The following is an 11974-nucleotide window of genomic DNA, read 5'->3' on the forward strand; positions in this document are numbered from 1 at the left end:
ACCCCCAACCCCCAACCCCGAGGACAGTGAATGACTCTCACGCACCCTTCCGTGACTCTGGTCGATGCCTGGTTCGACTCGCCGATGTGGTCTGCGGTCAAAGCCGAGCTTGGCAAGGTCCTGGGTGATGCCCTGGTGTCAGTGGAGTCCTGGGCCCCGCGACCGCTCCCCACGCTTGATCCCACGATCAACGGGCTGGACGTCGTCGAGTGCCTGAGCGCTCAGCCGAGCAAAGCCAGTCCGCGCCTCGGAGTTGGCATCGAAATGGGTGCGGGGGCGGTGGCGGCCTTGATCAACCAGGGAAAGCTTGACGCCGGAATCCTGATCGACCCGAACATCGTGCCGCTTGTACACGCGGACGGTTCTCTGACAAGGCTCATGCCGCAAGAGGATCCGGTAGTCCTTGAGCAGATGGGGCCACGCCTGGAGGAGATCGAGGACTTGATCACCGGAGATCCGTCGACCGACCCGATGCCCACTCCCGTGATCGAGGTCTTCACGGGCGCATTCACCGGTGAGCCAGCCCGTGTCCGGATGGCTGAACTTCAACGCCGGGAGTATGACCGCAGGGCCCCGTTCCTGCGAGATCTCAACGTCACCGGCGATGCCACTGAGCGACTCAACTGGGTCAACGCGTGGTCAACGACCAGCAATGACATCGAAATATGGCTGTCGACCCCAAGCACCGCCCTAGGCGAATACCTTGCCCAACTGCCGCAGCCCCACGGGCTAGTCAGCCTCACCGACTGGCCCCGTTTCCCGCTCCTCAGCGCTCCGGACGCGGTCGCAGAGCGGATCGCGGTCTGGGTCCGTAAGCAGATCGCGGAACATGAGGGCACGGAAGGGTAGTCGCCCTATGGACTGGGGGTCGGTCCGTTCCCGAGCCGGCCGACCCCCTCCCTCCCTCTCGCGTCTGGTTGAGGGCTTATCAAAGAACCCGGACAGTGGCTCTCGGATCCAATCCAAGAATGGATGACCACGTCGCGCTCCGGCTCAGCGACACCGTCGAGGAATGTCTAGCAGATCGACAGTTGTCATTGCTTATGGAGACTCCATTGCAGGTGACGATCATAATCCTAATCATCATCGGAAATGGAATGCCTCCGAGGCAGAAGGAGTGACTCTTTAACGAGTACCTTGAGATCATCTACAAGCGTGAGAAGTCGAAGTCAAAGGCGGCCATGCCGTCTGAGAAGCAACTCCTGTTCGGCCTCCACGCACTGGTGGGGTACCTGATACAAAGGCGGGCCCTCACCGACAAGGTGGATGCGAGTCTTATGGTCGCCGATTATGAAAGGTAGTGCGCACATACCTGCACCATGAGGACCCGTTCTCGGCCGACAGCACGATTCACGAACGCCTGAACTAAATCATTCACGAAGTCGGGGATCGCCTGGTCCTGCTGGTAGAGGTTGAAGCTGGCAAATGGGGATTCGAGCTGCGTTCGATCCAAGAGTTCTTCGCTGCATCACACCTCCACGACACTGCCTCGGATACTGGGCTGCGAGCTAGACGGTTCACTGAGCTTGCCCGAAACCAGCACTGGTGAAACACTTGTCTATTCTTTGCCGGGCGGATTGGGCGTGTGAATCCCGGTGAGGGCGCAATCATTGCCCAAGCACGTCGCGAGATTGACAAAAAAGCTCCCGAGAAATTCTACATGCCCGGCCGATGGCTTGCACTGGAGCTAGGGCGTGTCTCCTTAAGGTCGGCGGTCGATGACGAGATTGTGGACACATATCGCGATCTGCTGTGTTGTCGGATGCTCAGTGGGCTCGGATCGAGCCGTTGACGCCGTCCTCGGACGGGCAGCGGGGACGGCCGTTTCGTGATCACCGGCAGGTGATCGAGGGGATCGTCTACCGGTTTCGGACCGGGATCGCGTGGCGTGACCTGCCGGACTGGTTCGGGCCGTGGCAGACGGTGTGGAAGCGGCATCGGCGGTTCAGCGTCGATGGCACCTGGGATCGGATCCATGCCCGACTGTTCGCCGAGGCCGACGCGACCGGCAAGATCAACTGGAACGTCTCGGTCGATTCCACGATCAACCGTGCTCACCAGCACGCAACCACGCTGGCCCGGACCGAACTGCCTGCCGGCAGGCAGTCCAGCGGCGACACAGGGGGCTGAGTCGAATTACAAGAATCTGCGATCCGAGCCGGTCGATCATGGTTTGGGACGGTCCCGGGGAGGGCTCTCACCAGCTCGTTGACGGCCCGGGCCGTCCTTTGGTGGTCGCGATCTCGCCCGGACAGGCCGGGGGATTCCCCGATGCTTGCACCACTCCTGGCCCAGCTGAAGATCGTCCGAATCGGGCCGGGACGTCCACGGACCCGACCCGATGCGGTGCTTGGGGACAAGGCCTACCCCTCCCGCGGCAATCGGGCCCTTCTCCGTGCTCGACGGATCAACACGGTGATCCCCCAGCCCGCCGATCAGATCGCCCACCGCAAGAGGCGTGGAACCGGGGACGGCCGACCACCCGCGTTCGACCCGACGGCCTACAAGGGTCGCAACGTTGTCGAACGATCCTTCAACGAACAAGCAGTGGCGAGGACTCGCCACCCGCTACGACAAGCTCGCGGTCGTCTACCGCGGAGGTGTCGTGCTACGCACGATCACCATCTGGCTCCGCGAATAAGGGGACATCACACCTAGCCGACGCCGAGGTTGATGTGGAAGGCGACGTCTTCGATGGTCTGGGTGACCGTGCCGAGGTAGAGGTCGTCGTTGAAGTCGATGACGGCCCTGGCGGAAGTTATGTGGGACGGGGTGGTTGCGGTGAACACGTTCGAGGCGACGATGTTGAGTACGGCACCGGCGAGGGAGAGTGCGGCGGTGACGATGAGTGCCTTCTTCATGACCGAAGGGTATTGCGCGCCGCTCCTCGGCGGGTAGAGACACGCCTCCATGCCGCCGCATCGCGCCGCGTCAGAACCCCCTCCCGAGGTCGAGCTTGAGGGGCTCGTGGGGTCGATTGGGCTGTCGGACGACCGCGGCGGAGTGTTCGGTGCCGGACGTCGCCGGCGGTGAGGGTGGCCAGGACGAAATCGACACCGCCGACGGCGCGAAATGGCTACCGGCCGGTCCACCAGGTCCTTGATCCCGGCCCACTCCGACGTGGTCCACGGCTTGGAGTTTGCGCATGGGGTGTGCCGGGCGCATTGAACCTGCCAGACCGAGGACCGCAACCGTGTTGGTCGCGACCCTCGGCCCGATGGGTTCCAATCACAGTTCCCGGCTCGGCATGGTCCGGGGCCGCTTGTCGGAGACAACGCTCGGGAGTCGTGCCCACCGGCAAGCAAGTATGACGCTACTGGAGGTCGTCCTGACGAAGAAGGACCACTCACTTGGGTGTGCAGCGACTCGACGGCGCGGGCGCGCAGCGGTCAGAAACGGCCGTTCTCGGGCGCTGCGACGACGAGGAACTGTCCCCGGCAGTCGGTTCGCCATCGTCCAGCACGTCCTGGACTGCTCCGGCGACTGCCTCCCGCTGCCGCACCCAGTCGTCGCGTCCATCGGCGCGGGATCGCTCGGCAGCCCGCAGCGCTTCCTCGCGCAGCTCGTGCAGGTTCGACACCCGCAACTCGACTACGACCGACGACTCGCGCACCCCACCTGGACGCAGTACATAACCGATCGAGGCAAGCTCTCCCGCTGCAACAGGAGATGTCGCACAGATAGCGACGGAAGCCGGAGACGCACCAATAGCGGCAGAAACCGCCACGGCTAGGGAGGCAATCAGCAACAGTACGCTGCGCTGCATGACAGCATTTACCTTTCGTTTCGACAGAAGCGCGACCCCGGCCAAACAGTGGATTGATGACTCTCCGAAATCCCTCGAGATCTTCGTTGTCCTGAGGGGAGTCAAGCACCTCACGTGTTTCGGCTGCGTAAGGGAATCCCTTAGATCGACTGAATAGGTCCGAGCTCGTCCGGCGTCACCGACTCGACCCGCCTGTCCGGGAGTCCGGGTGTCAGAGACGGCCGTTTCTGGGTGATGCGGTGTTGGAGGCGCAGTTGCAGCTGTTGATCGGGATGGGGCGTGATCCGGTCACGGGCGAGCCGTTGGGTCGTGCGTTTCCTGTGTATCGGACGGTGGCGGAGCGGGTCGCCGAGCGGGTTGCTGATCTTGGTCAAGCTCTGGGTGTGGAGTTGCGGGATGCGGTGGCCGCGATCGAGGCCGAGGAGGCCGTACGCGGGACGCGGCGCGCGGTGGCGGGGTTTGACTACACGTTCAGTGTTCCGAAGAGTGTGTCGGTGTTGTGGGCGGTTGCGGATGCGGGACTGCAGGCGTTGATCATGCAAGCGCACCATGCTGCGGTTGCGCAGGTGGTTGCGTTCATGGAGCGTGAGGTTGCAGCCACCCGTGTCGGCGCAACGGGCCCGGATGGCGCCGTTGCGCATGTCGACGTGACCGGTCTGATCGCGACGGCGTTTGATCACTATGACTCGCGTGCGGGTGATCCGCAGTTGCACACGCACGTAGTGGTTTCGAACAAGGTCAAGACCGGAGAGGTGTCTGATTATTGGAGCTCTGAAGCACTGGTGTCAGCGGAATGCTGTGCCCCCTATAATCCGCCGGGGCCCGGACTCGAGTGACTACAACGGCATGATCACCTTCGATCCGCGGCTGCCGGACGGCCGGCCGTCGCTGATCTTCCGGGTGACCATCCGCGGCACCCGGCTGCGGGTCGACCTGGAGTACATCAGGATAACCTTCACGGTCGAGGACGGCGGCAGCGCCGCGGTCGTGGTCCGCGGTCAGGACGTGCTGGTCGACGAATCCGGCCCGGTCACTGTCGCCCTCGTCGGCCAGGGGCCCGCGGCTGACCGATGTACCGCGGCTCCGGACTAGCGAGTACCGTGCCGGCCGTCACACCGTCTGAACACCCAGACCGATCCAAAGTGGCAGTACTCACTTTCGGATCGGTCTGGGCTGGTGTTCAGCGCTGGCCGAGCGGCTCTTTACTGAGTCACGGTGAGTGCGTCGACGGCGATGGAATTTCCGGACGACGCGGAGTTCCGTGTTCCGGTCACAACGACCTTGATCGAGTGATGGGCACTGGAAAGTGGCTGCGAACGCCACGTAATCTGTTGGCTGGACGTGCGGTACAGGTCTACCCGCGTTGGTGTGCCGCCATCGATCGAAATCGTGGCGATTCCAGAACTCGGTCCCGCGTTCGCCCGCAACTCCGCCCTGGTCCCGGTGAACGACAACACCGCGCTCGAGTTGGCGGTGGCCGAGGTGTGGACTGTGCCCTGGTAGGCGGTGGCCTGCGCGTTCGCCTGCCAGGTGCCCTCGAACCGGATCCCGTCCGCACGGCCGCACCGCATGGTCTTGCCTGCCCCGTCGTCATAAACTCTCTTGCCATTGGCCAGTGTGAACGCCGGCGGCAGTTTGGTGGTGCCGATCTCCTTCAGAAGGTCGACGCTCGCTGCTGGCAGCTTGCCGTTGCGTCCCGGTGAAATGTTCAGAGACAGGGTCGATCCCAGCATGTTCGTGTAGCTGATTTCCGCTCGTGCGTTCGCGGCATCGGTCTGCGGTGGGTTGTCTGTCGACTGCCAGGAGGCCACCCCGCCGCTGACGTTCCAGTACGACTCCGTGGGTCCGGGGAATTGGCACGTGTTCTTGATCGCCGCATCCCGCTGTTGTAGTTCCTCGTAGCCGTGAACGTCTTCGGCGGAATAGGCCCACGGTCGCTTCCAGATGAAGGCGGTCTCCGGCGAGATCTCTTGCACGAATTCCGCCATCTTCGCCTCGTCGGCATGGTCGGGAGCGTCGAGATAGAGCGCGATGACGTCGCCATAATTGGTCAGGAGTTCGCGCAGCTGCTGCTTCGCGTATGCAATGTATTCGGCGCTGGGCTGCTGGTCCTTGACTTTCCCGCCGGGATGCCATTTGTCGAGCCACGAGTAATAGAGTCCGACCTTCAGTCCGTGTCGTCGTGCCGCTGCGACGAATTCACCCACGGCGTCGAGGTCTGGTCGGGAACTAGACTCGACTCCCCAGTCCGTGGTCGCGGACGGCCACATGGTGAAGCCGTCGTGGTGCTTGGTGGTGAACACGGCGTACTTCGCGCCTGACGCCGCCGCCGCCCTCATCCATTGGTCCGGATCGAAGTCCGTCGGGTTGAACAGCTTGGCGCTGTAGTCATGTGGGTCGTATTTGTTCGGACTGATTCCTACATAGGTCGCCAGCCCGAAGTGCATGTAGACGCCGTATTTGAGTGCCGCATAGGCTTTGCCGCTGGTCGATGCGGGCGCGGGCATGGCGTTGCCCGCACTGAGCATAGCGGTCGTCAGGACTGCGATGAGGCTGAGCATTGCGGTCCATCGTCGGAATTGTGGCGATCGACTCGTTCGAGCCCTTGGCATGCTGTCTCCTCTCGTGACCACCACGGGACGGGTGGTGAGGTTTGTGTTACTACTTGACTGCGCCTTCGGCCAGATTCGGCACGAGGCGACGTTGCAAGATCAGAAAAATGATCATGGTTGGGATGGTGGCGACCACGGATGCGCTCATCACGACGTCCCATTCGGTCGTATACTCGCCGAATAGACCCGCCAGTGCGACCGGCAGAGTTCGCTTCTCTTGCGTGATCAGAAAGGCCGAAGCCAATAGGTATTCCTCCCACGCCTGGGTGAACGCGTAGACGAAGACTACGATCACTCCCGGCCAGACGGTTGGCAGAATGATCCGGAACAAGATCGTTAAGGTTCCACAGCCGTCGATCTCGGCCGCCTCGTCCAGCGCTGGGGGCACGCTGTCGATGTGGCCGAGGAGCATGAGGATCGAGAACGGCAGGGTGATCGCGACGTAACAGAAGATCATCGCAGCTTCGGTGTCAAGCAGGTAAAACCGTCCGAGGATGGCGTAGAGCGGGGTCACGAGCATCACGAAGGGGAACAGTTGGGATCCGATGATGCCGAACATGATCGTCTGCCGGGCACGGAACCTGGCCCGGGACAAGGCGTAGGCGGCCAGTATGGACAATGTCACCGAGATCGCCGCGGAACTGATCGCGATCATGCCGCTATTGAAGAAGTAGCGGTCGAACCCGAAGTCGGCGATCTTGCGATATCCGGCGACGGTGATCTCTGTGAGGGAAGGAAGGCGGCCGGATCCGATGCTGCCGGCCGGACTCACCGAAGAGTATGCCATCCAGAACACGGGGGAGACGAAGATGACCAAAGCCGCGACAGTGGCCGTCGCCAGCAAGTAGGTCCCCGGTCGGGTTCGGCGAGGTTGCGGTCGTGGCGTGGGGGGCGTGGTGGTGGTCATCGGCTCGACTCGGCTTTGCGTACGACGGTCAGGAAGTAGATCACGGCGACGGCGAACATGGTCACGGTGCCGACGTTCGCTAGCGCTGAGGCCTGCCCGATGTCGTAGTTGATGAAGCCGGCCCGGTAGACGGCCGTGCCGATCACGTCGGTGAACGTGCCGGGACCGCCTCGGGTGGAGAGCCAGACGTAGATGAAGTTGTTGAAGGTCCAGATCGTGGTGAGCAGGGTGACGGCAACGGTCACGGCGCGCAATTGCGGCAGGGTAATGTGCCAGAAGGTTCGCCAGTGCCCGGCCCGGTCGATTCGTGCCGCCTCGTAAAGCTCCGACGGGATGGTCTGCAGACCGGCTAGAAACATTAGTACCGCGAATGGGAGTTCGCGCCACACGATGATGGCTTGGACTGACGGCCAGACAGTCGTGACCTGTTGGAAGAAGGCGATCGGTGAGTCGATCAGCCCCACGTCGATCAGCACTCTGTTGACCGCGCCTGAGCTGGGATCGAGTAGGAATCGCCACAACACGACGGCAACAACCGGTGGCACCGCCCAGGGGATGATCATCAAGGTGCGGGCCAATCCGCTGAGCCGGAGCTGCCGAAGCGCCGTCGCGTTGATCAGCAACGCCAGCCCGATACCGAACGCCAGCCGGGCCAGGACGGTTACGGCCGTCAACCAGAACGCACTATTTCCGAGCACCTGCTCGAGCTTCAGGTCGGAAACCAGAGCAGCGTAGTTCGCGAACCCGACCCAGGGCCCGGTCGTGGTGCCGCTGTCGAACAGCGAGACCCGATGCAGGCTGAGCACCACGTTGTAGCCAAGAGGGCCGACGTAGAAGCCGGCCAGGACGACGACCGCAGGCGTGAGTAGCCAGGGGAGTAGGCGGCCCCGAGCACGGCGTCGGCGGGTCACGGTCTGGTTCGAGACCTTCGCTTGGAATGCCTGCCTCTGCCGGTTGGCTGGCGGAGCGATTATCGGAGCGGGCCTAGACGCCATCGCCGAATTCCTTCAGTTGATCATGGAACTCGGCACCGGCCCGACTTGGGTCGAGTTGACCCGAGAAAACCGCGCCCAACGTCTGGGCCGTGGTTGACCAGTACTTCGGGATCGGCGTCGGGGATCCGGCGTAGAGCCCGTAGGTTCGCGCCGTCGGCATCGCCTGGACGAAACCGTCGTACTCTTGGCTGAACTCTCCTTGTGCCAACAACGACCGTTGGGCTGGAAACTGACCGCTGTAGTACTGGCTGAAGAACTCCCGGGTGGAGATGAACTTGATGAACGCCCAGGCAGCTTCCTGGTCGGACGTGTTGGGGTTGATGCCGAGCGAACGTCCACCAAGATGGGTCGTCGGCGTGCCATCCCGGCCGAGCGGCATCGGTGCTGATCTGAGGCCTGGGTTGCTGCCGAGCGCGGTGCGGAACTGGGTGGGGTTCATGAACGCGAAGCCGCATCGGCCTTGGGCGACGGCGGCGTTGACGGCCGGGTCACCGGCGTTCTCGACCGAGATCATGGCCTTCGAGGCGTTGCCTGTGACGAAGAATTCGTTCAGGTACCCGATGGCCGCAGCCAGTTGGCCAGGTTCCGCGCCCGGTGCGAAGCCGTCGCCCACCTTCTTGATCAGTTGCGCGTCGTGACTCCAAAGGTAGTAGTTGAACAGATGCCAGACCTCGGAGGTCGGGCCGCTCGAAGCGGCGAAGCAGAAGCCCGTTCGATGCTGGCCAGTCAGTGCCTTGGCAGCGGCCGTCAGTTCTTCCCAGGTCGTCGGTGGCGAGACCCTGGCTTCGGCCAGCACGGCCGGATCGAAGACCAGCGCGAACGTATCCGCGCTCCACGGCAAGCCGTAGAGGCCGTCGCCCTGTCGAGCGAGGTCGAGCGCGAGGAAGTCGTCCGTTCCGGCACCCGGCGGATCATCATCGGCCAACTCGTTCAAGGGTGCGAGCAACCTTGCCGCGGCGAGATCGGGGACCCAGGTGGAGGCGAGTTGTGAGATGTCCGGGCCTCCGCCGCCGTTGACCTCACGGGTGTACTGAGCCAGTGCGTCGGCCACCGGTACTGTCTCGAGCTTGATCCGGCGTGCCGGATTGGCGGCGTTGTACGCGTCGACCGCAGCCTTTAGCCCGGCGGTCTCTGCCGGGGGGTCGAAGACCCTGAACGTCAGTTCTCCAGCAGGCTTGGTGCCGTCCCGCCTCTGTCCCCCAGCGCCCTGGCCACCACAGCCCACGATCGCGATCAGAAGTGCGAGAGCGATGACGGTAAGTGTCGGTCGCAACCATGGTCTCAGCATTGATGACCTCTTTGTCCCGGAGCCGGAGTCGATCGACACCGACGAATTGATTAGATTAATGCACGCGATATTGATGCGGTTCATCACACCATAGGGTGCTTGCTCCGAGTCGTCAAACCGACGATGAGCCGGCCAAGACTGACGAAATAGTGCCCGAAGGGTGCGATCCACCAATCAAGGTGTTGCATCATTAATCCGAATCATGCCAGGATGTATTGGGAAGTGAGGAGGGACGACGATGGCTGAGATTGAACCCGAACCCGGCGGATATCGGCCGGGCTATGAGGTAGCCGCCGAGCGCATTCTGGAGTTCATCAACGCGGCGGGGTTGGCTCTGGGCGACCGGCTGCCGACCGAGCTCGAGTTGGCCGACCAGTTGAACATCAGCAAGAACGTGGTCCGCGAGGCGGTCAAGGTGTTGTCGGCCCTCGGTCGGATTAACGTGCGTCGAGGCGCCGGCATGTTCGTGGCTGACGGAAGGCGGGCACTCGGCGGCGACCTGCAACCGGGATTCGTCCCCACAGACATCAACCACGTGGATCGACTGTTCGAATATCGCCGTATGATCGAGCGGGAGACCGCGCGCTTCGCCGCGGAGCGGGCTCGCCCCTCAGACGTACAGACCATTGCCAAGACGGCGGCCGAATCGGCTGCGGCGGCCGGCGCGAACGACTTTGCTCGGTTCCGTCGAGCTGACGACGCCTTTCACCGCGCCATAGCGGCGGCCTCCGGCAACCCGTTCCTGTCTGCGGCTGTCGAAACCACCAATCAACTCCGGCAACAGGTTTTGATACTAGGGTTGGAGGGAAGCGGTAGTGGCAGCCTTTCCGAAGCCGCCGCCCAGCATCTGGATGTTGCCGACCAGATCGCCGCCGGCGACGCGGCCGCGGCGATGGCCGCGATGGACGCGCACGTTACGATCGCGCACCAACAGTTTCATGATCGGATTCGGCAGCGCGTCTTTGAGCCCAGCCGGCCGGAGCGACGGTGAAGATCACCGACGTTTCTCTCGAACTGGTCGACCTGCCGACGCAGCCCCAGTTCAATTGGCGAGCCGGTCTAGCTGGATCGGAAGGACCCACTACGGGCGGCATACTTCGCCTTCACACGGACGCCGGAATCACTGGTGAGGCGCATACTCGGCGCGGCAGATCGGCAGCGGAAGCTGTCGATCGCTGGATCAGGGACGACCTGGTCGGACTCGACCCGCTCGATCGAGAGCTGCTCTGGCATCGGATCTGGCAGATCGACCGCCGTGATCCGCTCGCCCTGCCGGTGTTCGGGCTCGTGGACCTTGCCGCCTGGGACCTAGCCGGAAAGCTCGCTGGGTGGCCGCTCTGGCGGCTGCTTGGGGGGTTTCGAACATCGATTGACGCCTACGCCAGCACCGTGACCTACGGATCCATTGACGAGTACCTGGATGTAGCCGATCAGGTGCTGGCGCGGGGGTTCCGGGCCATTAAGATCCATGCGTGGGGCGACGTCGACGCCGACGCGGAACTGGCACATCGACTGCGGTCCCACGTCGGGCCCGGGATCCCCTTGTACTACGACGGGTCGGCAGGGTTTGATCTCGTCGACGCGATCCGGCTCGGGCGCGCACTCGCCTCCGCCGGCTTCGCCTGGTACGAGGAGCCGATGCTCGAGTACGGTGTCGCGCCATATTCCGAACTGGCCCGGAAAGTCGAGATCCCTTTGCTGGTTGGGGAGACCTCGCCCGGATCACACCTCAACGCCGCAGACTTCATCCTCGCCGGTGCGGCCGGAGCGCTCCGAGTCAGCCCGCATCTCAAGGGCGGCATCACCGGCTCACTCCGTATCGCACACTTGGCTGACGCGTTCCGGCTCCGTGCCGAGGTACACGCCGGCGGGATCGTGCAACAGCATCTGTGCATGGCCATACCCAACAACAGTTACTACGAGGCTCTGGTCTGGGGAAACCCGATCCAGACCGATCCTGCTGTCGGATCCGACGGTCGGATCGTGGCACCGATAGCACCGGGTATTGGCTGGTAGTCGCACCTCGTCGGGCGGTGACGGGCACGAGGCGGCCCCGATCCAACGGCGTCGTCAAGGTCTTGCGGCGATCAGTTCGAGGGCCGTCGGTGTCCAGGTCCTCGAGGTATATCTCTTGCGGCCGTAGACCGCCCGGTTACTGGAACGAGGACGTCGCAGCGTCGTCGGGCGAGGCAGATGAGGGCGGCGTTGTGCTTCTTGCCCTCGGCTCGTTTCCGGTCGTAGTAGGCCCGGCTGGCCGGGTCGCGCAGGGCTGCGAACGTGGAGAGGAAGAACGCGCGTTTGAGGTGTTTGTTGCCCGACCGGGCTGGGTGTTCGCCCCTGATCGAGGTGCCGGAGCGGCGGGTGACTGGGGCCAGGCCGGCGTAGGCGGCGAGGTGGCCGCTGGTG

12 protein-coding genes and 1 pseudogene are annotated in these 11974 nt (G+C 63.3%); 6 read left to right on the top strand and 7 right to left on the bottom strand.

What is annotated here, in order from left to right; translation table 11 throughout:
• The first annotated feature begins 30 nt into the window (after positions 1-30).
• Positions 31-849, top strand: a complete 819-nt coding sequence (locus ACFQU4_RS10145; protein ID WP_377490474.1) for a hypothetical protein — start codon at positions 31-33, stop codon at positions 847-849.
• Between the two features lie 888 nt (positions 850-1737).
• A pseudogene (locus ACFQU4_RS10150) lies at positions 1738-2641 on the top strand (IS5 family transposase).
• Positions 2642-2654: 13 nt separating this feature from the next.
• Here ACFQU4_RS10150 and ACFQU4_RS10155 read toward each other — a convergent pair.
• Complete coding sequence (locus tag ACFQU4_RS10155; protein WP_377490477.1) at positions 2655-2861, bottom strand: hypothetical protein; 207 nt, start codon at positions 2859-2861, stop codon at positions 2655-2657.
• A 485-nt stretch (positions 2862-3346) separates the two neighbouring features.
• Positions 3347-3766: a hypothetical protein gene (locus ACFQU4_RS10160; RefSeq protein ID WP_377490480.1), complete on the bottom strand. Its 420-nt coding sequence runs from the start codon at positions 3764-3766 to the stop codon at positions 3347-3349.
• A gap of 227 nt (positions 3767-3993) precedes the next feature.
• Between ACFQU4_RS10160 and mobF the strand changes: the two genes are divergently transcribed.
• Positions 3994-4602: a MobF family relaxase gene (gene mobF / locus ACFQU4_RS10165; RefSeq protein ID WP_377490565.1), complete on the top strand. Its 609-nt coding sequence runs from the start codon at positions 3994-3996 to the stop codon at positions 4600-4602.
• Positions 4603-4612: 10 nt separating this feature from the next.
• Positions 4613-4858, top strand: a complete 246-nt coding sequence (locus ACFQU4_RS10170; protein ID WP_377490483.1) for a glycosyl hydrolase family 65 protein — start codon at positions 4613-4615, stop codon at positions 4856-4858.
• Between the two features lie 110 nt (positions 4859-4968).
• On the opposite strand, the gene ACFQU4_RS10175 is transcribed toward ACFQU4_RS10170, so the two are convergent.
• The 4 genes from ACFQU4_RS10175 to ACFQU4_RS10190 form a co-directional block, all read right to left on the bottom strand.
• Positions 4969-6327, bottom strand: coding sequence for an alpha-L-fucosidase (locus ACFQU4_RS10175; protein WP_377490486.1), 1359 nt, complete (start codon positions 6325-6327; stop codon positions 4969-4971).
• Positions 6328-6427: 100 nt separating this feature from the next.
• Positions 6428-7285 (bottom strand): carbohydrate ABC transporter permease, encoded by an 858-nt coding sequence (locus ACFQU4_RS10180; protein WP_377490489.1) that lies wholly within the window; start codon positions 7283-7285, stop codon positions 6428-6430.
• Positions 7282-8196 carry a carbohydrate ABC transporter permease gene (locus ACFQU4_RS10185; protein ID WP_377490492.1) on the bottom strand — a complete coding sequence of 305 codons (915 nt, stop codon included), beginning with the start codon at positions 8194-8196 and terminating at the stop codon, positions 7282-7284. Before ACFQU4_RS10185 ends, ACFQU4_RS10180 begins: the two co-directional genes overlap by 4 nt.
• Before the next feature lie 73 nt (positions 8197-8269).
• Entirely contained in the window at positions 8270-9652 is a 1383-nt protein-coding gene (locus ACFQU4_RS10190; RefSeq protein WP_377490495.1) for an ABC transporter substrate-binding protein, read from the bottom strand.
• Between the two features lie 154 nt (positions 9653-9806).
• Here ACFQU4_RS10190 and ACFQU4_RS10195 point away from each other — a divergent pair, with 154 nt between their 5' ends.
• Positions 9807-10559 (top strand): FadR/GntR family transcriptional regulator, encoded by a 753-nt coding sequence (locus tag ACFQU4_RS10195; protein WP_377490498.1) that lies wholly within the window; start codon positions 9807-9809, stop codon positions 10557-10559.
• Positions 10556-11584, top strand: a complete 1029-nt coding sequence (locus ACFQU4_RS10200; protein ID WP_377490501.1) for an enolase C-terminal domain-like protein — start codon at positions 10556-10558, stop codon at positions 11582-11584. The genes ACFQU4_RS10195 and ACFQU4_RS10200 overlap by 4 nt, the downstream gene beginning before the upstream one ends.
• Before the next feature lie 71 nt (positions 11585-11655).
• On the opposite strand, the gene ACFQU4_RS10205 is transcribed toward ACFQU4_RS10200, so the two are convergent.
• On the bottom strand, positions 11656-11974 hold a 319-nt coding region (locus ACFQU4_RS10205), incomplete at its 5' end, for a transposase (protein WP_377490504.1).

It is taken from the genome of Microlunatus sp. GCM10028923 (assembly GCF_042666975.1).
In the GTDB taxonomy this organism is placed as follows: domain Bacteria; phylum Actinomycetota; class Actinomycetes; order Propionibacteriales; family Propionibacteriaceae; genus Microlunatus.

What these genes read in the sequence shown, in the direction of transcription:
- ACFQU4_RS10145 (WP_377490474.1), top strand. Translation starts at nt 31, where the DNA reads ATGACTCTCACGCACCCTTCCGTGACTCTGGTCGATGCCTGGTTCGAC.
- ACFQU4_RS10155 (WP_377490477.1), bottom strand. Translation starts at nt 2,861, where the DNA reads ATGAAGAAGGCACTCATCGTCACCGCCGCACTCTCCCTCGCCGGTGCC.
- ACFQU4_RS10160 (WP_377490480.1), bottom strand. Translation starts at nt 3,766, where the DNA reads ATGCAGCGCAGCGTACTGTTGCTGATTGCCTCCCTAGCCGTGGCGGTT.
- ACFQU4_RS10170 (WP_377490483.1), top strand. Translation starts at nt 4,613, where the DNA reads ATGATCACCTTCGATCCGCGGCTGCCGGACGGCCGGCCGTCGCTGATC.
- ACFQU4_RS10175 (WP_377490486.1), bottom strand. Translation starts at nt 6,327, where the DNA reads ATGCTCAGCCTCATCGCAGTCCTGACGACCGCTATGCTCAGTGCGGGC.
- ACFQU4_RS10180 (WP_377490489.1), bottom strand. Translation starts at nt 7,285, where the DNA reads ATGACCACCACCACGCCCCCCACGCCACGACCGCAACCTCGCCGAACC.
- ACFQU4_RS10190 (WP_377490495.1), bottom strand. Translation starts at nt 9,652, where the DNA reads ATGAACCGCATCAATATCGCGTGCATTAATCTAATCAATTCGTCGGTG.
- ACFQU4_RS10195 (WP_377490498.1), top strand. Translation starts at nt 9,807, where the DNA reads ATGGCTGAGATTGAACCCGAACCCGGCGGATATCGGCCGGGCTATGAG.